At 59.4% G+C, this 22,693-nt stretch carries 16 protein-coding genes and 7 pseudogenes; 9 read left to right on the forward strand and 14 right to left on the reverse strand.

Annotation, left to right across the window (positions count from 1 at the left end):
- Window positions 1-80 precede the first annotated feature (80 nt).
- The 3 pseudogenes from IVB18_RS41910 to IVB18_RS41920 form a co-directional block, all read right to left on the reverse strand.
- Window positions 81-797 (reverse strand): annotated as a pseudogene (locus IVB18_RS41910) (transposase).
- Window positions 798-1,568: 771 nt separating this feature from the next.
- Window positions 1,569-1,802: pseudogene (locus IVB18_RS41915) on the reverse strand (hypothetical protein); the annotation flags it as partial.
- Between the two features lie 126 nt (window positions 1,803-1,928).
- A pseudogene (locus IVB18_RS41920) lies at window positions 1,929-2,215 on the reverse strand (transposase); the annotation flags it as partial.
- A gap of 668 nt (window positions 2,216-2,883) precedes the next feature.
- Here IVB18_RS41920 and IVB18_RS41925 point away from each other — a divergent pair.
- Window positions 2,884-4,016, forward strand: a protein-coding gene (locus tag IVB18_RS41925; protein WP_247986008.1) for an IS3 family transposase whose coding sequence is annotated in 2 segments (ribosomal slippage) — window positions 2,884-3,139 and window positions 3,139-4,016 — 1,134 coding nt in all. Because the reading frame shifts where the segments join, the coding sequence is not laid out codon by codon here.
- Window positions 4,017-4,055: 39 nt separating this feature from the next.
- Here IVB18_RS41925 and IVB18_RS41930 read toward each other — a convergent pair.
- Complete coding sequence (locus tag IVB18_RS41930; protein ID WP_247986009.1) at window positions 4,056-4,742, reverse strand: hypothetical protein; 687 nt, start codon at window positions 4,740-4,742, stop codon at window positions 4,056-4,058.
- Window positions 4,743-4,992: 250 nt separating this feature from the next.
- Here IVB18_RS41930 and IVB18_RS51770 point away from each other — a divergent pair, with 250 nt between their 5' ends.
- Together IVB18_RS51770 and IVB18_RS51775 are read left to right on the forward strand one after the other, a co-directional pair.
- Window positions 4,993-5,199: a transposase gene (locus IVB18_RS51770; RefSeq protein ID WP_256477128.1), complete on the forward strand. Its 207-nt coding sequence runs from the start codon at window positions 4,993-4,995 to the stop codon at window positions 5,197-5,199.
- Between the two features lie 62 nt (window positions 5,200-5,261).
- Window positions 5,262-5,453 (forward strand): annotated as a pseudogene (locus IVB18_RS51775) (transposase); the annotation flags it as partial.
- A 494-nt stretch (window positions 5,454-5,947) separates the two neighbouring features.
- Here IVB18_RS51775 and IVB18_RS51500 read toward each other — a convergent pair.
- Both IVB18_RS51500 and IVB18_RS52060 read right to left on the reverse strand, forming a co-directional pair.
- A complete protein-coding gene (locus IVB18_RS51500; protein WP_253076236.1) occupies window positions 5,948-6,262 on the reverse strand; it encodes a transposase in 315 nt (104 codons plus the stop codon).
- Window positions 6,263-6,437: 175 nt separating this feature from the next.
- Window positions 6,438-6,692: an IS66 family transposase zinc-finger binding domain-containing protein gene (locus tag IVB18_RS52060; RefSeq protein WP_247986010.1), complete on the reverse strand. Its 255-nt coding sequence runs from the start codon at window positions 6,690-6,692 to the stop codon at window positions 6,438-6,440.
- Between the two features lie 71 nt (window positions 6,693-6,763).
- Here IVB18_RS52060 and IVB18_RS41950 point away from each other — a divergent pair, with 71 nt between their 5' ends.
- The gene (locus IVB18_RS41950) at window positions 6,764-7,042 is read left to right on the forward strand and encodes a hypothetical protein (RefSeq protein WP_247986011.1); all 279 of its coding nucleotides are present in this window, start codon (window positions 6,764-6,766) and stop codon (window positions 7,040-7,042) included.
- Window positions 7,043-7,156: 114 nt separating this feature from the next.
- On the opposite strand, the gene IVB18_RS41955 is transcribed toward IVB18_RS41950, so the two are convergent.
- Window positions 7,157-8,881 (reverse strand): IS1634 family transposase, encoded by a 1,725-nt coding sequence (locus IVB18_RS41955; protein ID WP_247983724.1) that lies wholly within the window; start codon window positions 8,879-8,881, stop codon window positions 7,157-7,159.
- Between the two features lie 730 nt (window positions 8,882-9,611).
- On the reverse strand, window positions 9,612-10,394 hold the full coding sequence (locus tag IVB18_RS41960; RefSeq protein WP_247986012.1) for an enoyl-CoA hydratase/isomerase family protein: 783 nt from the start codon (window positions 10,392-10,394) through the stop codon (window positions 9,612-9,614).
- Window positions 10,395-10,493: 99 nt separating this feature from the next.
- On the opposite strand from IVB18_RS41960, the gene IVB18_RS41965 reads away from it, so the two are divergent.
- Window positions 10,494-10,940: a hypothetical protein gene (locus IVB18_RS41965; protein WP_247986013.1), complete on the forward strand. Its 447-nt coding sequence runs from the start codon at window positions 10,494-10,496 to the stop codon at window positions 10,938-10,940.
- 195 nt (window positions 10,941-11,135) lie between these two features.
- Here the strand turns inward: IVB18_RS41965 and IVB18_RS41970 are convergent, their stop codons facing one another.
- Both IVB18_RS41970 and IVB18_RS41975 read right to left on the reverse strand, forming a co-directional pair.
- Window positions 11,136-11,963 (reverse strand): glucose 1-dehydrogenase, encoded by an 828-nt coding sequence (locus tag IVB18_RS41970; protein WP_247986014.1) that lies wholly within the window; start codon window positions 11,961-11,963, stop codon window positions 11,136-11,138.
- A 20-nt stretch (window positions 11,964-11,983) separates the two neighbouring features.
- Complete coding sequence (locus IVB18_RS41975; RefSeq protein ID WP_247986015.1) at window positions 11,984-12,976, reverse strand: ketoacyl-ACP synthase III; 993 nt, start codon at window positions 12,974-12,976, stop codon at window positions 11,984-11,986.
- A gap of 911 nt (window positions 12,977-13,887) precedes the next feature.
- Here IVB18_RS41975 and ccrA point away from each other — a divergent pair.
- Entirely contained in the window at window positions 13,888-15,171 is a 1,284-nt protein-coding gene (ccrA, locus tag IVB18_RS41980; protein ID WP_247986016.1) for a crotonyl-CoA carboxylase/reductase, read from the forward strand.
- A 305-nt stretch (window positions 15,172-15,476) separates the two neighbouring features.
- Here ccrA and IVB18_RS41985 read toward each other — a convergent pair whose 3' ends face one another.
- Together IVB18_RS41985 and IVB18_RS41990 are read right to left on the reverse strand one after the other, a co-directional pair.
- The gene (locus tag IVB18_RS41985) at window positions 15,477-15,641 is read right to left on the reverse strand and encodes a hypothetical protein (protein ID WP_247986017.1); all 165 of its coding nucleotides are present in this window, start codon (window positions 15,639-15,641) and stop codon (window positions 15,477-15,479) included.
- Between the two features lie 267 nt (window positions 15,642-15,908).
- Window positions 15,909-16,242, reverse strand: a pseudogene (locus IVB18_RS41990) (transposase); the annotation flags it as partial.
- A 36-nt stretch (window positions 16,243-16,278) separates the two neighbouring features.
- On the opposite strand from IVB18_RS41990, the gene IVB18_RS41995 reads away from it, so the two are divergent.
- On the forward strand, window positions 16,279-16,713 hold the full coding sequence (locus IVB18_RS41995) for an ATP-binding protein (protein ID WP_247991860.1): 435 nt from the start codon (window positions 16,279-16,281) through the stop codon (window positions 16,711-16,713).
- A gap of 451 nt (window positions 16,714-17,164) precedes the next feature.
- Here the strand turns inward: IVB18_RS41995 and IVB18_RS42000 are convergent, their stop codons facing one another.
- Both IVB18_RS42000 and IVB18_RS42005 read right to left on the reverse strand, forming a co-directional pair.
- Window positions 17,165-18,352, reverse strand: a complete 1,188-nt coding sequence (locus IVB18_RS42000; RefSeq protein ID WP_247986018.1) for an aminotransferase class V-fold PLP-dependent enzyme — start codon at window positions 18,350-18,352, stop codon at window positions 17,165-17,167.
- A 769-nt stretch (window positions 18,353-19,121) separates the two neighbouring features.
- Window positions 19,122-20,669, reverse strand: a complete 1,548-nt coding sequence (locus IVB18_RS42005; RefSeq protein WP_247986019.1) for an acetolactate synthase large subunit — start codon at window positions 20,667-20,669, stop codon at window positions 19,122-19,124.
- Window positions 20,670-21,270: 601 nt separating this feature from the next.
- Here IVB18_RS42005 and IVB18_RS42010 point away from each other — a divergent pair.
- Window positions 21,271-21,558: pseudogene (locus IVB18_RS42010) on the forward strand (ISNCY family transposase); the annotation flags it as partial.
- A 96-nt stretch (window positions 21,559-21,654) separates the two neighbouring features.
- A pseudogene (locus tag IVB18_RS42015) lies at window positions 21,655-22,635 on the forward strand (IS256 family transposase); the annotation flags it as partial.
- Window positions 22,636-22,693 lie beyond the last annotated feature (58 nt).

Consider the following 22,693-nt stretch of genomic DNA (forward strand, 5'->3'; position numbering starts at 1 on the left):
GGACGCAATGCACAGAATAGACGTCTGGCGGGCGATCGCCGCGGGGCTAAGCAGCGAAAATGCTGCGCGGGATCACCGCTTCAGCAGTTTGGGGTTTTTGTTGTAGAACTTGATGAGTTCGGTCGGGTTTTCGATTTCGAGGCCGGTGAACGCCTTGACGTCGTCTTCTCCGACGCCATAGACCCAGATGACGCCGTCCCCTCCATTTCTATGGCGATGTCGCACAGCCAGTCTTCGTCTTCACCGAGGTCCTTCGACCTTGGTGATGTCAGATCCGCAGAACAGCCAGGGCTTCCGCAAGCCGCCGTCGGCGGCATTGTTGGAGAGACACGCGCGTCCAGGAACAGCGTGAAGCTCGCACATCGCTTCAACGCCTTGGCCAGGTCGTGACCGCGAGACAGTTTGGCGAGCTGTTCGCGCATGTAGACCTGAAGGCCCTCGACGAGAGGCCGGCTCAGCGCCTGTCGCACCTGAAGACGCGCTTCGGGGCTCCTGCCATTGATTGAGCGTTCGATCTCGAACAGCGCATCGATCCGCCGCACGACCTCGATCGCGGTCGGAGAGAGCGGGATTTCCTTTTTGCCGGTACCCTTGCGCCGGGCATTCTCCTCGGCCATGGCAAAGAACGGACGCCTTAGCGTGCGACCAGCAGGCAGCCTCCCGGATCAGTCCAGCTGGCGCCCGGCCAGATAGAGCTGGTTGTACCCGTCATAAGCGTCCGCCTGCAGGATGCCGGCATACCGAGCCAGCTGCACTTGGGCATGCTCGCCCTTGCGGTCGCGTGAGTAATAGAACATCGCCGCCGGCAGGTCCGAGCCACCAAACGGTCGGGTACCTCCAGCCTGTCGCAGCGATCTTCTCCAGGAAAGGTGACGCTGGTCTATATTGCCTGCGAACTAAACCCGATGATTGGGTGGATCACTTGTTATGGGCAATACACGCATTCAGCGCCCTGCCCTGTGGCGCGCTACATCAACCAAACGCTGGCTATTTGATTGAAAGAAAAGTACAAGCGCTTCCATCACCGTTTGGGACGCGCGGGTCTCGCTTGCGAAGTTCAAGCCTTGGATCGCCGCCCGCATCGCGTTCAGCGCTGGTTCGCTGGGCGCTGGGGTAAACCCACAGAACATCTTCCGCGAGGCTGGCACGGCACGACATCGAGAGCCGACTCGCCGGGTCTGTGACCATAAGAATCGGCCAGAAAGATTTCGTCGAGAGCCGGCTCAATCCTTTGTTTAACGACCGTCTGTGCCACGCGGTCGTCAAGGTGGTGCGGCACCGCTGCTGAAATCACGCCGGTAATATCCATAGATTGTGTGGTTGTTGGCAGTGGTCAACCCGGGGCCGTCACACGACGCTTGATCGAGATCTATGGGCGATCGTAACCGGCAAGAATGATGCTCACGATGCGTGGCGGACACCCGTCTTTTGATGATCTTAAGATGTCCGCTGCGCTCTTCCTCTTTTGGTGCGCGGCTCACGGCGCTCAGAATTTATGCCGTCGTTGCTGGACCAGCGCGGTTGAGGATCTCGCATGCCGGAGGCGGCGTAAGCCTCGTTTTGAGCTTTCAATTAGTCCCGTGAAGAACGCGGACGAGCGCTGATTTAAGCGATGTTTCAAGCCGGGACAGTTCGGCGAGCGCCAGGATACTGGCACGCAAGAGTGCTGCGAGCCATCGCAGGAGCAGGCCGAAGTTGTAGCCGGCCGCGGCGAGGACGGCGTCGATGCGTCGCTGATGCGGCCCTTTGAGATAGTTGCGGTCCGTGGGGTGGACGTGGCCGATGACAGGCTCGACAGCCGCACCATGATGGCGGCACGCTTCGCCAGGCGCAGATAGCTCTGGCGCAGCGGCATATGATTGTGCTTGGCGAACCGTCGCTCGATGCGTGCTACCCCTCGAAGTTGCGAGGGCACGAGAGCATCTACTCTTCGGCATCGGGGTGTCATTGATAACCAACACCGCATTGTCGCTGCCGACAAGCCAGTCGGCCTGATTGAGCAGTTCCGCCTCCAGCGGCGTCGCGTCCCAGACGCGATCGGTGATGAAATCGTGCAGCTGATCGTAACTGCCTGTTGCAAGGCGTTCCGCTATCGGCTTCACAATTTTGCGATTACCAAGAAGCTGGCACATCCGTCGTCGGCTCTTATGACCTAACCGATCCAAAAATGGCGGGGTTCGAGCTCGTCTTCCCAATCCGGCGGTCGCGATCCCATTGATCGGCCCTCCAAAGCCGCCCTTACGAATCATTGAAAAATCATTTCGGGAATCCTCACAGGCCACCAAACTGACGAACCTGCCAAAGTAGTGCTGGTATCAGAGACCTTGAGAGCCTCCAGCCGACATTTCCAAGATCGTTTGCCTGCAGAACCTGGTCTTTCCTCATCGTCACCTCGAATGCGCGGATCGGTTTCAATACGGACGCTGCAGCGGCTGCCCTGAGGCTCGAAAGAAAAACCGGACTATACCACGGCGGTTTCGTCCGCGATTGTCACAGACAATGAGCAGACTATCGGGATCGATGCTGTCGATATCCCGTCCGAACGCGCTCGTTTGGGAGCATTTCGGCAGACGCCTGCGTCGTGCGGCTCTCGCCGTGCATGTAGGTCCTCCTTCGAAACGGGTGACGGTCGAGGGCTGTTCAAGCAACTGTCATGCTCACTTGCGTCGGGCGGCGCCATTAGCGCGGTTCAGCGCCGAATTCTTACGGCCAGAATCTTTAGTGACGCGGCACAAAATCGAGTACCTTCGTGCCGGCCAAATTATGTGGCTGAAATCCGCCTGGTTCTGTCGTGACTATAGAGCCGGCTCCGCAAATTTGAACAGGTCGATAAGTGGAATTTCTGCCTGACAACGGCGATAATCGCCGCGAGCAGGAGAGACCATGAGCAAACGACCGCGCCGGAACCACACACCGGCTTTCAAGGCGAAGGTGGCGCTTGCCGCCGTCAAGGGCGACCGGACGATAGCCCAACTGGCCGAACACTTTGATGTCCACCCCAATCAGATTACGGCCTGGAAGGCCCAGTTGGAGGGCGGTGCTTCCGGAGTTTTCGGATCGGGGAACACGGCGCCGTCCGCGCCTGCGATCGACGTGAAGTCGCTGCACGCCAAGATCGGGGAGCTGACGCTGGAGAACGATTTTTTAGAAGGCGCGCTCACCAAGGCGGGATTGCTGAGCGCAAAGCGATGATCGACCGTAAGCACGATCTGTCGATCACCAAGCAAGCAGAGATTTTGAAGGTCAGCCGCGGCAGCGTCTACTATCTGCCGCGGCCGGTTTCTTCTGCCGACCTCGAGATCATGCGGCAGCTCGATCGGCTGCACCTGGAGTATCCCTTCGCCGGTTCGCGTATGTTGCGAGGCCTGTTGGCTTTGCAAGGGTGCAAGATCGGCCGCCGGCATGTGAAGACGCTCATGCGGCGGATGGGGATAGAAGCGCTCTATCGCCGTCCGCGCACCACGAAGCCCGAACCCGGCCACAAGATCTATCCGTATCTGCTGCGCGGCATCGAGATCACGCGGCCGAACCAGGTCTGGGCGATGGACATCACCTACATTCCAATGGCGCAGGGCTTCGTCTATCTCACCGTGGTGCTGGACTGGGCGACACGTCGTGTCCTGTCGTGGCGGCTGTCGATCACGATGGAGGCGGCCTTCTGCGTCGAGACGCTGGAGGATGCTCTCGCGCGTCACGGCAGGCCGGACATCTTCAACACCGACCAAGGCTCGCAGTTCACTGGTGCGGCCTTCACCGGCGTTCTCGCCGACAACGGCATCGCCATCAGCATGGATGGCAAAGGAGCCTGGCGCGACAACGTGTTCGTTGAGAGACTGTGGAAAAGCGTCAAATACGAGGAGGTCTATCTGCGAGCCTACGAAACCGTCAGTGAGGCGCGACATTCGATTGGCCGGTATCTCGACTTTTACAACGGACAACGACCACATTCGAGCCTTGACGACCGCACCCCGGATCAAGCCTACTTCGATCTTCCTCCGCTCCGCGCGGCGGCCTAACCCCGGCAGAAGCTCCACCTATCGACGCGGAGATTCTGTTCAGACAACCGGGGCCAGCTCTCTATCAACAACGCTCCTCAACTCGTTCCCAGTGAGCCAAACAAGAAAATACTCATTCAGAACATTCTGTTCTACCAGCCGTAACCCGCCGGATTCATGATGCGCATATCCGTATTGCGCAACGACGCCCTTATCCAGTAGCCATCGGGCTACAAGGCCACATACGAAATCAGGAGCCCACATGGCAAAAGAAACGCCAAATGCTATTCCTGCCATGATTTTGGGTAAGCTCTGTCCTCTATAATCTTTTCGCACCCAACCATCCCCATGGTAGGCTACTTTGCCGGCCATATTTCTCGCGCTTGGTGCTATACAAAGTTTACCGTCGTGGGGATGCGCATGTTGGGCCGGATCAGCGTGAAACACCTCTGCAAGATGTTCTGCAAAGTTGGTGCGCGAAAGATCATACAGTCGAACGGCCTGTAAAACCGCGACGTCGTCATTCTTGTCGAGACCTATCATCCAAAACCCGCCTCCTGATTTGATTGGCGAGCTATCTAGCTGGAAAATTGGAGACGTTAGTGCCTTCGTTGGCGTGGTCCGTGCGATCGAAACGTACTTATGGAAATCGAATCCTATAGAGAGCTTGATGCCTCTTTTGGCGGCGGCATCATCATATACTTGCAGAAACCGTGTGACGTGGAGCGGATTAACTAGGCTGTTCATTGCTGCACCTTTTCAAGTTGTGATAACCTGCGACATAGCCTCTGCGACGACTTAGAGACTGTACCTAATTAGCAGCTCCTGTTTGCCTCGCGCCGAATTGATTCGGCGTGGGAGGCTTCGATGCGCAAGGGGCTGTTCCGGCTGAACAACAATCAGTGGGCTCTGATTGAGCCGCATCTGCCAACGAAACAGACTGACCCGGCGCGCGACGACGCTCGACGCATTCTCAGCGGTATCATTCACATGCTCAGTGGGCCCACGCTGGCGCGATTGCCCGCCCGACTATCGTCCTTACACGACGATCTACAATCGCTTCAATCGGTGGGCCAAGCGAGGCTATTGGCAGGCGATCTTTGAAGCGCTCGGCCGTTGCGGGAAGGACGGCGTCACTTTGTCCATCGACTCCACTTCGATCAAGGCGCATCGCTCGGCAAGCGGCCGAAAAGGGGGAGCATGAACAGGCGATCGGCCACTTAGGATACGACGGTGACGGCTTTCGCGCCGAAATCATCGATCGTGGTGCCAAGCCGGTCATTCCAAACAAATCCAACAGAGTCACCCTCCACAGCTCAGCAACGCGCCTATAAGGCGCGCAACGTCATCGAGCGCTGTTTCTACGGCCTCGAGGACTTCAGGCGTGTCGCAACTCGCTACGACAAGCTTGCCAGAAACCTCTTGGCCCAAGTCCACCTCACCGCCATCGTTGCCTATGGATCAATTAAGCTGAACCCTAGTATTTGCTGTACAGCACCAACAAGGATTGAGACACTACCTAGTCTAGTGAAGGTGACCTGCCACTGCGTATTTCCTCCAGATTGAGTATAAGCAGCCAAGCTGAAGGCCGCACAGGCTTTGAAGTTCCAGGGATCTGAGTGATCGGCCAGCCCTCCCCGCCCCCTCGAGAGTACGTGTGAGCCAGCATGTCGTTCATCTTCGCGGTCTGCAGGAGCGTGGCGATCGTCGGGCAGGGGCATGGCTGCCCGCAAAGATCTTTTTTCTCGTGCTGATTGTTGCCGATCGCCCGCTGTTTGAATCGATCTCGATGGGCCCTCGCTCAGGAAGCGCTCGAGCGCGATGCACCTCGATGTGGCATAGCGAATCGCCTCGGCGAGGTTTGATTTACCGACACGCGGTGCAGCTCCTTGTCTCACAGTTGTTGGGTCGAACCAAGCCTTGAGCGCCAGCACCAACGGCTTGCTGCGCTCCTAGCGGACGACGCGGCGCTGAACCGCGCTGCGGCCCTTGATCGTTTTCTCGATGCTATGGAGAGCGGCGATACGATCGAGCGCTTCAGGACCGTTCTGGACAAGGTCGAACAAGCGCCGCCGCAGATGAGCCCAGCAGAAGGCAAGCGTGCTCGCTGCGTCAGGCGCGGTGTTGGCAATGGTCTTGTAGACGGTATAGCCGTCGCATTGCATGATGCGTAATGGCCGTCGAGCAGCTTGAGCGCGTGGACGGTACGGCGACCAAGCCACTGCCGGCGGATCGGCGCCGGCCCACGAAAGATCGTCGCGAGCGATCGTGCATAAGAAGCCCTTGTTGGTGCGGCCGCGGCTGGCTCAAGCACCGGAGCTGTGTTCTCGTCGGCCGCGATCTTGCTCGCGGTCAGAATGGTCTTGCGCAGCCTGAGAGCCAGAGCCAGAGCCAACGAAACTCAGCGGCCGCATAGCCGGGCCAGAATGCCAGAACCAAGCGCTATGTCGATACCCTGCGCCAGTAATATCTGCGCCTGCCGATATAGCGGCAGGTGCCAAGCGTAGTTGGCGACCAGCACATGGGCGAGCATCGCCTCGGCCCCGACAAGCCGCCCTTGATCAGCCGTTCTGGTGCCGCCGCCTGAATCACACCATCCGTGCAGGCCCGGCAGGCATATTTGGGAGCATGGGTGACGATCGCGCGGACCTGCGCCGGGATGACGTCGAGCCGTCGTGAGGTCTCCTCACCGATCACATGCAGAGGCGCGCGGCAGGACGGATAGTTGGTATCTTCTGGGACACAATCGCGCCGTCGATATGCGGCAGATGAGCCGGAAGCGCACCACGGCGGGCGCGGCGCCGTTCAGCACGTTTGCGCGCGCCTCCTGTCGTGAGCGCGTCGTCGCCGGCAACGGTCTTCTAGATGTTCTCGATCGCGAGCTGCAACTGCTCAGGATCGAGCTTCTCCAAGCAGCGACCGAAGCTGCGCGCGTTCCCTGGCGCAACCGACCGCTCGGCGGAGCAATGTTGCGGGCATGCAGGCGCGACCAGTCCAGGCCGTCCACCAGCGCGGCAGGCTGTGATGCCGACGCACGCCGCCACTGATCGGCGGCCAACGGAATGCGGAATGCCCTCTAGCCCGAACTTCCCCTTGAGTAGCGACGTAAGCATTTGAGCTGGCGTGTAATTCCAGCGGGCGTGACGGCGCGTCTGCCTACATTATGGGGCGATAGGAATGCCGAGCCGATTGAAGACGTCTTGTTGTAGTGGGGTTGGACTTGTGAGCATAGCGGCCGGGGCGTCCTGACCGATGCGAACGATGTTGCGTGTGAGCGTGGCGAGATCCTGCAACAGCGTTCGAAAGCTGTGCACGGGCCGGCCATCGTGGGTGTGCTTGCGATTAGCCTTGGTTCTGGCCGCGGCCGAGACTCTGGCCTTGGCGACGGGCGAGACGCGCGCGGCGTCGGCGGCCTCGCGGTCGTGATCGTCGAACAGGATCGGGGCCAGCGCGCGGCGCATGTGCCAGACGATGTAATAAGCGAGCATGCAGAGGAAGACGTGGGCGCGCACGCGGCCAGCGAGGCGATGGTGGATCGGGCGCACCTCCAGTTCGACGGTCTTGATGGTGCGGAAGGCGCGTTCGACCTGGGCCAGGCTCTTGTAGGCACGCACCGTGGCGGCGGTGTCGAGGTTCTCGGCCGGCACGTTGGTCCGTAGCACATAGAAGCCGTCGAGCGACGCTTCGTTGGCGATGGCATCCTCGATCCGACTGAAGTCGAACGAAGTGTCGGTGATGGCGAGGTGGAAGTGCTTGGCCATCTTACGCTTGCCCAGCACGGCGCCGACCTTCAGACCGATCTCATCCTCGCCGCGCAAGGGGTTGCGCTGACGCTGCACGGCGGCCTTGACGCGGGCGAGATCCTTCTCGGTCGCCGCCAGCAACTCGCCGCGCTTGCGCCGACGCTCGTCGGCCAGATCCGGGTTGCGGCACACGATCAGGCGCTCGCCGGGGAAGTCGGGGGACGTGATCTCGGCCATATCGCGATCGTCGAACAGCGACAATTGCAGCGGGCCGCCGTCCTCGGCGAGCTTGCGGATCGCCGGCGCCCGCAGAGCGGTGATCCAATCGAGCCCGGCCGGCATCAGATCGGCTTCGATACGGGCGCTGGTGATCATGCCGCGATCGCCGACCAGTACCACACGCGACAGCTTGAAGCGGGCCTTCAGTTTGTCGACTTGCGCGGCCAGCGTGCTCGGGTCGGCGGTGTTACCTTCGAACACCTCCACCGCCACCGGGCAGCCGTCGGCGGCGCACAGCAAGCCGAACACGATCTGCAGCTTGTCGGAACGACCGTCGCGGCTGTAACCATGCCGCGCCAATTCGCAATGTCGCCCCTCCAGATAGCTGGAGGTGAGATCGTAGAGCACCAGCGAGCCGTCATGCAGATGGCGCTTGGCGAGCGTCGCCTCGATCCCCGGTTGGGCCGTGCCGAGCAGGTCGAGCGCTTCGTAAAGCTCGTCCTCGTCGACGGCGCTGAGATCGAGCAGTTCGCCCAGCGAATGCGCCGCCGTCGCCTCGCTGAGCTGGCGCGCCGTGGCCAGCTTGGCGGCCGGTTCGATCACCCGTGCCACGATCAAGGCCAAAGCCAGCCTGGCCAACCGTCTGGGCTTGTCCGGGACAAGGCGATGCAGTCCGAGCTGGCGCGCCATGCCGAGCACCGCGGCCACGTGGCCGTGCGGCAGCGAGCGCTCGATCCGCAGTTGCTCGGCCGGCGAGACCAGCTCCTCGCCTTTCAGGACGCGGCGCAGCGCATCGATCTTCTCATCCGGCCAATGCGACAGGTTGGCCAGCGTGCGCGACTTGATCTTGTCGCCCTCGCGATAGCTCTCGCGCAACAGGATCGCGGGCGGTGAGTTGCGGTTGGGAATGCGGGCGACGAACATGCCGGAATCGAATCACGGAAAACTGCCATTCGCAAGCCAAAAATCATCATTTACATGCCTACAAAATCAGCCCGATCCAAACTTCTCAAATCCTCTCAACGCTCTAACAAAAATCCCGAGGGGAAGTTCGGTCTAGCCGCTTCCACAGCAGCACCAGCCCAGACACCGGTCGCCAGGCCAAGATCTTCAAACGGTCTGCTCGCGTGGAATGGAAGACGAAAATTGTTCCCGCGAAGGGATCATGGTGGAGTTACTCGCGGGACCAGTGCAGCGAGACCGTCAGCACCTTTACGGAAGTCGACCGGCCTCGTTGCTACCATGATCTTCACACCGCCGAAGCCGCGATCGTGTCGTCGCCCTCACGGTCCACAGCACATCGCGCAGCCAGCCGAATCGAACCCGGCAGCTGCGCGAACCACCGCACCGCCAATCTCGATGCTGATCGTTGTCGCCGTATTGCCGCTTCCACACACGTCCAAGCGGAACGCAGCTCCGATACCACCGGAACGAAATGGCGCATCTTCAGCCGGCAAGCTCAGCAGACCGGAGCGTGCTGCCTTGCGCCAAACGAACATGTGCTGCGGCGCAAGGTCGTGCCAGCGCGCCGCCTCGGACGCGACAGCGCCCGGCACATGCGCTCCGCCACGAGACGTCCCTTGACCGCATCGCTCCACGACCGCCGACGTCCCGCTCCAACCTGGATATCACGTTGGCCCCGGTGGTGCTCCACTCACGATTGCGACTTACGTTCAAGAAAGTTGCGGATTCCGTTTTGAAAGGACGCAGCATCATACCGGCGTTCCAGCGCACTAATCTCCCGTTCAAGACATGTAGTCAAAGGATGTTCCGCGCCATCCGAAATCAGTCCTTTCACCGTTGCCACAGTTTCACCATCCGCACGGGTGAGAGCCATCACCATCTGCTCGGCTACATCGATTAAGTCCAGATCCCCACTGAGCTCGGTGACGATCCCCCAATCCCTTGCTAGGGAGGCGGATATTGCGGTGGCGCTCAAAATCAGCCACTTGGCCCTCTGCAATCCGACCGCTCGCGGCAGCCGCGCCGTAGCACCGCCGGCGGGTAGCAAACCGTTCGACAGATGCGCATCGCCAAACGTGGCCGAACGCGAAGCCACCACTGCATCGCAAGCCAAACACAACTCAAGCCCGCCTGCACGGGCCGCACCATGGACAGCCGCCACTATCAGGAGCCTAGATCGTTCCAAACGACATAACAGGTCTCGCAATGGATTGAGAATCGATCGCACCCCTGAGCGGCCCCCGCGCAACAACTCCCGAAGATCCGCGCCGCTGCAGAAATGCGCGCCCTGTGCGCTCAGGATGATAGCACGTACAGAATCATCCGCCTCCGCGCGACTAAGGGCGAGGTGCAGTTCGCGAATACATTCCGAATTGAGGGCGTTGGCGCTAGCAGGCCTAGCCAGATTAATGCGAACGATTGGTTTCCTGTGCTCCAGGTCCAAAGTTGTATAGCGTTGGTCGGCAGCCGCCATCAAAGTCTCTCCTTACTTCTTCGAAGCTGAACGCGCGCGCGGGACGAAGTCCTCCGAGCTTGTTGTCGATTTTGGCTCCGAACGAGTCCGACTAGAACAATGGAGCCGCCTCATAATTGTGCGCGTTCGGGCAAGAAGGCGCGCGCCACGATCAACGAGGTGATCAAAGGTTTTTCGATGCCGGACGGCGCGGTGAACCGGGGTGAACTCGGCAAATCAACCCAACCGTTCAGGAAGGCGGGCCTAGTTCGATGTTCGTCATTCCCTTCTCCTGAAGTGAGCAACACTGTCTCGGACAGGATGTGCGCCCTCGAAACGCAGCGAATACTCGCTAATGCGAGATCACACGCCATAGGGAAGGTCGCGCTGAATATTGCCACTTTGAAGCTGCTTAAGTACTGCTTCTATCCATTGGAAGCGGCGATCGAGACCGTGTTGACAAAGTATGCCGGGCTCCGGTCTCCGGACCGGATCGTTGCTTTTCATTGCTCGGGCAGCCACCGCATTATGCTAAAAGCGCCCGATCCGATGAACGGCACCACCTAGTCCACGAATCCATCGGATGCGCTTAGCCGCGACCATCTTGCGCACCCTAGCAGGAAGCCGACGGGCACGGCGGCGAGGATGCCGAGCGCGACGCCGAGAAAGACACGCCGGGTCGAGGCGCCACCGAAGCAACGATCGATTTACACCTGTTCGCCTGAGACGACGGCCTCCTGCTCAGCACCCCTTTCTGCTGGCCTACGCCCATAGTAGACCACCATTGACTTCCAATATGTGGCCGTTAACGTAAGAACTCTCGTCGCTCGCAAGAAAGATTGCTGATTGCGCTACTTCCCGCGCATTGCCCAGTCGTCGAAGCGAGATCCGCGCTTTGTAGATGTCCCATATTTTCTCTTTGAGAGCCAGCAACTTGCCAAGCCCTTCGTCAATTAGACCAGGCGCAAGGCAGTTCACCAGAATGCCCTTCTCCGCGAGCTCAATTGCGCAGACGCGCGTCAGCATGTTGACGGCCGCTTTGGACGCACAATACGCGGCCGCACCGACCGCAACCCGCGTCCCCATGCTGGAGGAAACATTGATGATTCGGCCGCCCCCTTTGCATTCCATGTATGGGGTAACCGCTTGGGTGCAATAGAGGACTCCGCTAAGATTTGTATTGAGTACGGCCGCCCAATTCTCAGCAGATATTTTGTCCACCTTATCGTCACAGCTTACGCCGGCATTCGAAACCAATATGTCGATCTGATGAAATCTGTTCCAAGTGGCGCGCATTAGTGCGCGAACCGACTCTGGATCTGTTACGTCCGTCACGGTAAAACCGGCTTGGTTGGGAGCCCGATTTATCAGCTCGAACACCTCTCCTTCATGACGAGCGCTGAACATGACTTGCGCGCCTTCCTCTAGGAACGCCTCCGCGATCGCTCGACCTATTCCTCTCGTGCTCCCCGTTACTACTGCGACCTTCCCCACAAGACGACGGGGGCTCCGCAAGCTGTCTTCGTCTCCTCGCTGACTCCGTGTACTTCTAGATGCACTTTGGGTAAGCTCATAATTTTCATTTTGCATCGACCATTGCCTCTGTACAATCAATACCACTTGAGCAGGATGGCTCCGGCCGAATATCCGCCGCCTACAGCCGCGAGCATTACTCGTTCGCCTCTCTGGAATGCGTGAGCACGGTGCGAAGCGTCGAGAGTGAACGGAATGGACGCCGCTGCCGTGTTGCCGAAGTACATCGCTGTCATAGGACAGCGGCGCTCATCGCCATCATCAATACCAAGCTTCTTTCGAAGGGCCTCGATGAGGCGAACATTGGCTTGATGCACGATAAACCGATCGACCATGCTTGGAGAGATCTCAGCCTTCTCAAGCGTCCGCCCAATTACTTCGGGCAGAGTGTGCAACGCGTACTCTCGAGTATTGCGGCCGCTCATGCGAAAGAAGTGCTCGCCTCGCGCGATCCTCTCGGCCGTTGCAGGCGCCCTGCTTCCCCCAGCACCCACAATGACGTCATCCCAGCCACGTCCTTCGCCAAATAGGCAGCTTGCGACGATACCAAAACCGTGCGGCACTCGACTAATTACCACAGCTCCTGCGGCGTCGCCGAAGATGCTGACAGTACGGTAGTCGCCCCGGTTCATAACCCGCGAGTAAGTGTCGGCGCCAACTACCAACACGCAGTCCATCTCATCACAGCAGCTCAAAAGTGCGTTTCCGACAGACAGTGCGTAGACAAACCCGCTACAAGCGGCCGCGATGTCAAAAGCAGGGATGCCGCACATACCAAGCTTCGCCAATAGGATTGATGCGGTAGCCGGTTGCGGATGATCCGGTGTGGAGGTTGCCACGATTACTGCACGGATACGCTCAAGTGGAATCTCCTCTCGCCTAAGCATCACGCTTACAGCTTCAAATGCTAAATCAGATGTAGCCATTGAATCGGAGGCGTACCGTCGCTCCTCAATTCCGGTTCGCTCTCTGATTAGCTCAACCCGAGCGCCTGTCCACTGCTGAATCTGATAGTTCGTGACGACGTTTGGGGGCGCCCACGAGCCGGTGCTTATGATGCCGCTTGCCATATTGGGATCAACTCCAGCTGAGGCTCGACAGGATAGTACAAAGTTAGTTTGAGCGCGGAGAGCTCCGCCCCCCTCAGCCCTCACCAGCAATCGGGCGGCGAACAGTAAATGAACGCCGATAGCGCGCTCTCAACTCCGCCACGCGCTTGCGCAGGTATCAAGCAGACCGCCCCGGGTCACGAATGTGCTCAGGCACTCCGTCCTGCTGTGGTCCTTGCAAACCGAAGTTCTCCACGGGATAAGTTTTCAGTTGGCGAAAAGATTATTGTTGTTGATGATTTACAAAGATCTGATTTGTGCTGGGATCTTCGTCGTAATTTGTCATGAACGGTTCCTTGGCCGGGAGAATGTAAGAGTGGCCTCGATGTCGGGCAGCGCCGCTTGCGAGCTGAATGCGAAAACCGCACTGACAATAGGACCTTGGCGTAGCGTGTCACCCACCGAAACTGGTAGCTTGGAGAGGAGGTCAGCGGAGCTGATGTCGGCCTAGGAATACGATCTGGAAAGAATGAAAGAGCATGTTTGTCTTCGAATGGCATCGGCAACAACGCGGTTCGAAAGACAGCAGCTCTGAGGACAATCAATCGCACCAAATGTGATGGGTTCCTCTCGTGCGAGAAGATGATAAACGTCCATCCGATTCATTAAGGTGTCACGAACAAGACGACGACTGCAACGGCGAATGCGAACCCATGATGAGCGATATGACCGCTGACGTTTTTGGCGGCACCATCTTGGATGGTTCGTGTTGGCGCCTAAGATCTTGTGTTGAAGAGCAGACGGCCATCCACTTGTGGTCATCAAGCGCCAGAGAAAATTCTTTGCGCAGCGGTTCGGCATCAAGGTGGTCGCGTTAGGACAGGACCGGTCAGCGTTGCCCCGGAATAAGGGTACTGAAGAGAAAGGTCACCATGTCGCCCGTTCCTCACGAACTGTCATCGTCAGCATCTCATTCGAAGGGTCTCTACGAGGTCGGAGATATTCCGCCGCTCGGACACGTCCCCGAGCGCATGTACGCTTGGGCCATACGCAAAGAGCGCCACGGGCCGCCGGAGGCCTCGATGCTGGTCGAGGTGGTGCCGACCTGGCCGATAGCGGACGACGAAGTACTCGTGTTCGTGGTGGCGGGTGGCGTCAACTACAATGGAATTTGGGCCGGGCTCGGTAACCCCATATCGCCATTCGACGTGCACGATGCCCCTTACCATATTGCGGGGTCGGACGCCGCCGGCGTAGTCTGGGCGGTAGGCAACAAGGTGCGGCGGTGGAAAGTCGGAGACGAGATCATCATTCACTGCAACCAGGACGACGGCGACGACGAAGAGTGCAACGGCGGTGAACCGCTGCTCTCGCACTCGCAACGAATCTGGGGATACGAGACCCCTGACGGCTCGTTCGCCCAGTTCTGCCGTGTGCAGTCGCGACAGCTGATGCCAAAACCGGAGCACCTGACCTGGGAGGAGGCGGCCTGTTACACGCTGACCCTCGCCACGTCGTACCGGATGTTGTTCGGGCATGCGCCGCACACCCTCAAGCCGGGAGATAACGTGCTGGTGTGGGGGGCCTCGGGCGGACTCGGGGTATTTGGAGTGCAGCTTGCGGCCGCATCCGGTGCAAGCGCTATTGGCATTGTCTCGGATTCCAGTAAGACCGAGTACGTGATGGCACTCGGCGCCAGTGGTGTCATTAACCGCAACGACTTCAACTGCTGGGGCGCGATACCCACCGTCAACTCCCCCCAGTACAACAATTGGATCAAAGAGGCTCGGCGGTTCGGAAAGGCGATCTGGGATATCACGGGAAAGCGCGACGTCGACATCGTACTCGAGCATCCAGGTGAGCAGACATTTCCAGTGTCGATCCTGATTGTGAAGCGCGGCGGCATGGTGGTGTTCTGCGGGGCCACTACAGGGCCCAATATTACATTCGACGCCCGCTACGTATGGATGCGCCAGAAGCGAATCCAGGGCTCGCATTTCGCAAATCTCAAGCAGGCTAGCGCGGCGAACCGGTTCGTGCTGGATCGTCGTATCGCGCCTTGTATCAGCGAGGTCTTTCCGTGGGACGAAATCGCTCGAGCCCATACCAAGATGTGGAAAAACCAGCACAAGCCGGGGAATATGGCCGTACTGGTCAATGCGCCGCGCGCTGGCCTGCGGAATTTCGAAGACATCGTCAAGGCGGCCGGCGCGTGACCGACAGCGGACGTTGCGCTTGCGCACGTTACTAGAATTCGGCCAATTGCAGAATCGACGGAAATAGCTCAACACTTCACACGAGAGCAACAGTTGTCGTGGCCCGCAGATCGCCGCAGCCTTGCGGTCAGTCGTGACCGTTCGCAGCCCACCACAAACAATGGCCAACATAGGTCCGCATTGCGTTCCACGCTTCCTTCAATCCGTCCTCCGGCTCTACACTGTGCGCTTCCCTTCGCCCGCTGTGATCAGTTCAGTTCACGGGAGAGGTTTCATCCAAGCTATCCCCCAAGCCTGGAGCAGAATCAGGATAGGAGAACCCGCGGCTCCTTCTGTACCACGCTGTGGCCGCGATGGCCTTTGTCGAGAACGAGGCGATCATAGAGGTTGCCAGGCAGCGCCTTCACATGGGTAACGAACTGACCACGCTTGGCGTGGGCCAGCGTGACGGCCACCGACACCCGGACCACGCGCGCGTTGCAGGAGGAATCGACAAACGGATGTAACGGCCTGCGCCAATCTATCCGGCTTCGATTTGAGGCTCTCGCTCGAGCCATTACTGATATCCTTCCACTTGTGTCCTCAATAACTCGCCGGCCTCAAGAAGGGCCATGGCGTCGAACCAGGCTTCGGAATTGTTGGCGCAACCGGTGCTCCATTCGTCCTTTCCGTCTCGCAAACCTCGGCCTTGTGACCTTCCGGTTGGACGGTGATTCTTTCTCTTTGCCGGCTGTGTCTTACGCGGTGTGAGCCAACAAATCTGCGGCGTAGTTCTGGCACTTTGCGAGCATGCTCCAGGCCATGCGTGCGAGTTTTGCGGCCAGGGCAACGACCAATACGTTTGAGTGGACCCGCTTGGACGCAGCTTCGAGCAAGGTCCGAAGACGTGCTTGGGCCAGCTTCGGCGCCTCGAAAGTACGGCTCTGGCCTCCTGGATGGACAGTGTTCGCAGGTAACCGTTGCCGCGCCTCGATATACGGGCGAGCATGGTTCGATCGCCGGTCGAGATTGTTTCGGTACCAGACCAAGCCATGCTGCGAGGTCGCTGCCGTTATGAAAGGCATCACCAGTTCGACCGCGCTCACCTTCGAGCAGCCCTTCGGTTTGATGATCGATCGCGACGTAACCGAGCGGAGGAACAAAAGGTTCATCGTGCGCCTGAAGTTCGCCTCGCTACGGCAGACCGCAATCGTCGAAGATGTCGATCTGCGCGCTCCACGCGGCATCGACCGCGCCTTGTTTGCCAAGCTCGTCGATGGCGATTGGATCAGCCGCAAGCACAATTTGCTAATCACCGGGCCGACCGGCGTCGACAAGAGCTGGATCGCCTGCGCGCTCGGCCACAAGGCAGGCCGCGGCAACCGAGGTCCTATACTATCGCCTGCCAAGGCTGTTCGACGCTCGTGCGCTCGCCCGCAGCGACGGACGTTATGCGCGGCTGCTCAGACGCTATTGAGGGGCGATTTGCTCATCCTTGATGACTGGGACCTCGCTCCGCTCACCGTCGAGCAGCGGTCGCGATCCCCTCGAAGTCGCCGATGATCGCGACCAGCGCGGATCGACCATCATCATCAGCCATGTACCGGTCGAAATTGGCACGAGATTATCGCCGACCCGGCCCGTCGCTGACGCCGTCCTCGACTCCTCCACAACGCTCATCGCCTCGCACTCAAACAGCATGCGAAAGATCACTGCGCAGCGCGCCGATCTTGATGCAATCAAGAAAACTTGCCCCAACATGATGGCAACGGCACCCCAACCGCCTTCGTCTGAACGGGTGGCTGTGATCGGACTGAATGCTCGCGCTTAAATCGGAATCCCTGGCCGCGATCGCCGGAATCCGCACCTCGCGTCTCATCTTATTTTCTTGAGCGAGCTCGCACCCTCCCGCTACACATCGCCCGGTTATGCAACTCACCACCCTTGGGTTAACAGCGGTCGATTCGGCAGAATGCAACTGTTGATCGGTTATGTAGTTAGAAGAGCTAGAGGGCTAGGGGCGAACACGTTCTCCGAGATGCGCGATAGCGGCTTCTATGCCGCCTTTACCATGAGGGATTCCTATCGCCTTGAGCCCGATCTCAACCACGCCCAGAGCGCCCAAAATCATTGGTGCGTTGACATGGCCCATATGGGCGATACGAAACGCCCGCCCCTGGAGATTACTGATGCCGATGCCAAGGACCACGCCGCATTTGTCGTTGCAGTAATGATGGAGCCTCATCGGATCATAACCGCTGCCCATAAGCACGGTCGTGACCACATTGGATCGCTCTGAATCCTCGCGGATGTTGAAGCTGAGCACGTGCCTCTCACTCCACACCGCCACCGCACGTCGCACCGCTTCGGCGAGCAGTTGATGACGACCGAAAACGTTCTCCAATCCCTCATCGAACAGCATGTCGACGGCCTGGCGGAGTGCGAAGAGCAGGTGTACCGGTGGAGTTCCGGCGTAGCGCCGGTAGTGCTCGATACCGTCGCGCTCAGTCCAGTCCCAATAGGGCGTGCGCATGTTGGCCGCCTGATGAACGGCACTCGCGCGCTCGCTGACGGCAACGAAGCCGAGTCCCGGTGGCGTCATTAATCCTTTCTGCGAACCGGACATCGCGACATCGATGCCCCATTTGTCCATCTCAAACGGCATGCAGCCGAGGGAGGCCACGGCGTCGACCATGTAGAGCGCGGGATGGCCAGCCGCACGGATCGTCTTTCCGATCTTCTCGATGTCGTTCACGACACCAGAAGCGGTGTCGACTTGTGTGACGAGAATAGCTTTGATGGTGTGATCCTTATCGGCGCGCAACAGCGCCTCAACCTCACTGGCGCGCACCGCGCGGGTCCAGTCTCCTCTGAGCACCTCCACCTTAGCGCCCATAGCGCGCGCGGCATTACCCCACCCGACCGCGAAACTGCCGCTCTCCAGGACCAACACCTTGTCGCCGCGCGAGAGCACATTGGAGAGCACAGCTTCCCAGGCGCCATGGCCGTTGGCGATATAGATGTAGGATTTTCCCTTGGTCGCAAACAACTTCGACAGATCGCGCAACAGGCCTTCGGTCAAATCGACCATTGGCTTGGAATAGATGTCGAGCGCCGGCCGGTGCATGGCGCGTAGCACCTCGTCAGGTATGGTCGTAGGCCCCGGAAGGGCAAGAAACTCGCGGCCGGCACGTACAATCATGGAAACTGCCCCATGGTTGGACAACCACTTGTAATCGGATCAGGGGGTTGAAACTTGCGAACCACAGTCGAAAAACCGCAGAAGTTCAGCGATGCAGACCGAAACTGCGCAGGATTCCAAATGTAGGCGCCTCGAGACCTTCAGGTCGGTGCCACTTAGTCTGAGGAATTGAATCCGGTAGGCACAGGGCCGACCAAGCACGCGATTGGATCCCGGATCCTTAGAACCCGGTCGCTTCGGTCTGGAAGACTATCTTGAAGTCAAGTCGATTGCTGGCTCTATTGAGCGCTGAACTGCGAACCCCAAGCGTTTAAGAAGGGTTCTTCTCCGGATGCAGTCGGAGATCTGAGATTGCAAGCATCGAGATCTTCCCCTCGAGGGCTTGCTCTTGGCTGGTAAGCTTCCCCTTGAGAGTACACCATCTGCTGCGCCTACATCGCACGCACCTAGCAAGCCCCGAGATCACGGTGTCGCCCAGGGTTCAACAGCCGACGGCTAAAGGAAGATTAGATTCTTCGGCACCTCAAAACAGAAATGCCTGCGCGAAATCGTCCGCAGCCGACACTTGAGTGGGCATAGCGGCGCGCACACATCACCGGCCACAATCTCCGTGTCTTTTCCGCGGAAGCTAGTGCCGCGAGTCGTTCTGAACGCCTCGTCGCGCCTGATTAGGATTCAAATTGGCCCCTCACCGGGACGCAACTCGTCCACCCATAACAGACGGCGCCTGAGCGTCGAGCCAACACCTAGGGCCAAGACCCTAACCGGCCTAAGCGATCAGGACCTCGACCAGATATGGTCCCGGGGTCGCAAGTCCGCGTGCCACCTCGATATTGAATTCGTCCATCGTTGCCACCCGAGCGCCCGGCACACCCAGGCTTCTGGCCAATCCGAGGAAGTCGATATCAGGCCGGCTGAGATCGAGCATATCCAACGCTTTGCGCCCGACGTTTTGCGCCCCGACGTTGGCCAATTCGTCGCGAAGGCAGGCGTATGATCTATTGTTGAACAGCACTGTCGTAATGTTCAGGCATTCGCGCACCTGTGTCCACAGTGACTGAATGGCGTACATCGCGCTGCCATCCGCCTGCAGGTTGAGCACAGGTCGGTTCGGGCAGGCAATCGCAGCCCCCGTAGCCATAGGCATTCCGAGCCCAATCGAACCGCCCATGTTCTGGAGCCAAGTGTGTGGCTGCGAGTTCCAAGTTGCTGCAAAAAAACCGCCGCCACTCGAGATCGACTCATCGACCACGATCGCATTTTCCGGAATCAACGCGCCAAGCGATTGCGAGAGGCTGGCGCCCGTGATTGCCCCAGTTGCTAATGACGGCGGATCCAGCTTCGCGGCCTGGCTCGGCATCGATTGAGCATCCAACTCATCCGCAAGTCGCTCGAGCGCGTCCAATGCATCTTCTTCACCACGTGCAAGCGTCAAGAAGTCCGTGTCCTGAGACGCCATCAAGCTTGGCTTGTCGGGATAGGCAAAGAAGGCCACCGGGATGCGGCTACCCACCAGGACGATATGCTTGAGTCCCGCAAGTGTCGCACGCGCTTGATTGACTGGGTACGGAAGGCGGTCGACCGCAACACGACCAGCGCCACGCTCGATCCGGCCAACAAATGTTTGCGCCATGATTTTCGCGCCCGTCTTGGCACATATGCGCGCTGCCAGATCAAGGCCGCGTTGTCGGAGCGCGAGTCCGCCCAGTAGCACCATCGCGGGCTCGCCCGAACGGAGTGCCTTGGCAGCATCCTTTATGCAATCCTGCGAAACCCGCGCTCTTTTGGGTGCATCAGCCACAGCAGCGGGACCACTGCCTTCGTTCCACGCGGTATCCGCCGGAAGAATCAGGGTTGCCACCTGACCGGGCGGGGTGCGCGCCGCTGTGATGGCCGCAGCGCCATCAGCCGCAACACGCGTTGCGTTGGGGGAGGTACGGACCCAGCCAGAAAACGGCTTTGCTGCACCTTCAATATCAGACGTGAGCGGTGCATCATAGTTGAGGTGGTAGGTTGCGTGATCCCCCACGATATTGATGATTGGGCTGGACGCCTTGGTGGCGTTATGCAGATTGGCGAGGCCATTCGCCAATCCTGGGCCAAGGTGTAGCAGCGTGGCAGCCGGCTTTTCGGCCATACGCGCATAACCGTCCGCAGCGCCAGTAGCGATTCCCTCGAAGAGCACGAGCACGCAGCGCAGACCATCGACGCGATCAAGGGCCGCTACAAAGTGCATCTCGGACGTCCCTGGATTTGCAAAGCAGATGTCAACTCCGCCAGCAACTAATGTGCGAACTAGACTTTCAGCGCCGTTCATTGAAACCGTTTCCTTGTTACTAGTCGCACATTGTCCTTGAACCGCATTCGCAAAGCGCCGCCTATTGGTGCAAAACGATGGATGATCGCGCGCCGCGTGCGATCGAGCTGCCGGTAGTCAATGGAGCGGCGATTTGAAGTACTTTGAATCCGTTCGGTGGAGAGCAGATCTGTTCTGCGATCTTACCCGGCTCCTAAAGCCGTGTTCTGCTAAGGTAGGGGCCTATAGTGCCGACATTCTGCGGCTAATCCCCAGAATGCGAGGTTTCAATGCAGCCCCGCCGCGGAACGGCACGTGGAGTTCGCATTTCATAGCGATGCAAGAGATCATGAACGAGTGACGCCCGATTCGCCTTAGCCGGAAAACCAAGGGCATGGAGCTGACCGTTCAACAGCCACAGGGCAAGCATCGAGGGAGCAATCAGGCCGGCGCCTTTGGCGCGGTGACTTCTTTTGTGACGGAAGACGCAGATCCTTCTCGAGCCGATAAGCGGTCGACGAACTGAACGATGCCCGCATTGCGTCGTCAGAAATGCTCTTGAATGCTGAGTTGTTGCCTCACGTAGATTGCTCCCCAATGGCAAGGGAGCGCAGGGGCAACGATGAGGCGATTGAGCACGGCGACGCGCAAGGAACTGAGGTCTGCTCTGGCGCGGCGCTACAGGATATCGAGCCGCGTCGAGAAGGGTCGGATTCTCGATGAGTTCGTCGCGATTACGGACTTCCATCGGAAGCACGCGATGCGGCTGCTGCGCTGCGATCCTGACGGCCGGAAAGCGGGACGGCGCAATCGTTCGCGGATTTACCAAGACGCTGAGCGAAACGCGCTGATACTGCTTTGGGAGGCCGCAGATCGGGTGTGCGGCAAGCGTCTGAAGGCCCTTCTGCCGAGCTATCGCCCAAAGTTGGTGACGGCGGGAATCGGAAAGGCGGCATACGTGGGGGTGCTTGACGCCTCCACTTCTCCACCGAAGGAGCGATATGCCGTGTCCAACGATAACGTCATCCATCTGATTCAGCCAGGAATCTTCGACGATCAACTCACAGAAGTGTTGCGCAATGGGGCGCGTGCCCTGCTTGCCCAGGCGGTCGAGGCCGAGATTGCAGACTTTCTCGGCCAGCATGCCGATTTGAAGACCCGGGACGGCCACCAGCGCGTCGTCCGCCACGGTCACCTGCCGGAGCGCGAGGTGATGACCGGCATCGGTCCGGTCGCCGTCCGCCAGTCGCGTGTACGCGATCGCGAAGCGGACGCCGCCGATCCTGGCCGCATCCGGTTCTCGCCGTCGATCCTGCCGCCCTACATGCGCCGATCGAAGTCGATCGAGACGCTGCTGCCGATCCTTTACCTGAAGGGTATTTCGACCGGCGACTTCTCCGAGGCGCTGGCTGCGCTGCTCGGCAAGGATGCTGCCGGGTTGTCGGCATCCGCCATCGGTCGCCTGAAGGATGGCTGGCTCGACGAGCACGCCGGGTGGCAGAGGCGCGATCTGTCGGCGGTGCTGATCGGCGCGACGCCGGAAGGCCGCAAGGAACTGGTCGGCTTCACCGATGGCGCCCGCGAGAGCGCGCAGGACTGGCGCGATCTGCTGCTCGATCTGAAGCGGCGCGGGCTCGACGTGGCGCCGCGGCTCGTCATCGCCGATGGCGCACTCGGGTTCTGGAAGGCGGCCGGCGAGGTCTGGCCGAAAACGCGCGAGCAGCGCTGCTGGGTGCAGAAGACCGCCAACGTGCTCGCCACGTTGCCGAAGAGCCAGCAGCCGAAGGCCAAACGCGCGTTGCAGGAAATCTGGATGGCTGAAACGAAGCTCGCCGCCGAGCTGGCGTTCGACGCCTTCATCGAGAGCTACGCGCTGAAGTACGAGAAGGCCGCCGATTGCCTGAGCAAGGATCGAGACGCGCTACTGGCGTTCTACGACTTCCCGGCCGAGCACTGGAAACACTTGCGGACGACAGATGAGATGGACAAGCGATTTTTTCATGGCCGAGGCGACGATTGCGGAGATCGCCGTAAGTCCATTCTTT

The organism is Bradyrhizobium sp. 186 (assembly GCF_023101685.1).
In the GTDB taxonomy this organism is placed as follows: Bacteria; Pseudomonadota; Alphaproteobacteria; order Rhizobiales; family Xanthobacteraceae; genus Bradyrhizobium.

Coding starts and splice junctions, on each gene's coding strand:
- IVB18_RS41960 (WP_247986012.1), bottom strand. CDS start 10,394: ATGGCGGCTGCCGACCAACGCTATACAACTTTGGACCTGGAGCACAGG.
- IVB18_RS41930 (WP_247986009.1), bottom strand. CDS start 4,742: ATGAACAGCCTAGTTAATCCGCTCCACGTCACACGGTTTCTGCAAGTA.
- IVB18_RS41950 (WP_247986011.1), top strand. CDS start 6,764: ATGAGCCGGAAGCGCACCACGGCGGGCGCGGCGCCGTTCAGCACGTTT.
- IVB18_RS42005 (WP_247986019.1), bottom strand. CDS start 20,669: ATGAACGGCGCTGAAAGTCTAGTTCGCACATTAGTTGCTGGCGGAGTT.
- IVB18_RS41965 (WP_247986013.1), top strand. CDS start 10,494: ATGGAGCCGCCTCATAATTGTGCGCGTTCGGGCAAGAAGGCGCGCGCC.
- ccrA (WP_247986016.1), top strand. CDS start 13,888: ATGTCGCCCGTTCCTCACGAACTGTCATCGTCAGCATCTCATTCGAAG.
- IVB18_RS41970 (WP_247986014.1), bottom strand. CDS start 11,963: ATGCAAAATGAAAATTATGAGCTTACCCAAAGTGCATCTAGAAGTACA.
- IVB18_RS41995 (WP_247991860.1), top strand. CDS start 16,279: ATGATCGATCGCGACGTAACCGAGCGGAGGAACAAAAGGTTCATCGTG.
- IVB18_RS41975 (WP_247986015.1), bottom strand. CDS start 12,976: ATGGCAAGCGGCATCATAAGCACCGGCTCGTGGGCGCCCCCAAACGTC.
- IVB18_RS42000 (WP_247986018.1), bottom strand. CDS start 18,352: ATGATTGTACGTGCCGGCCGCGAGTTTCTTGCCCTTCCGGGGCCTACG.
- IVB18_RS41955 (WP_247983724.1), bottom strand. CDS start 8,881: ATGTTCGTCGCCCGCATTCCCAACCGCAACTCACCGCCCGCGATCCTG.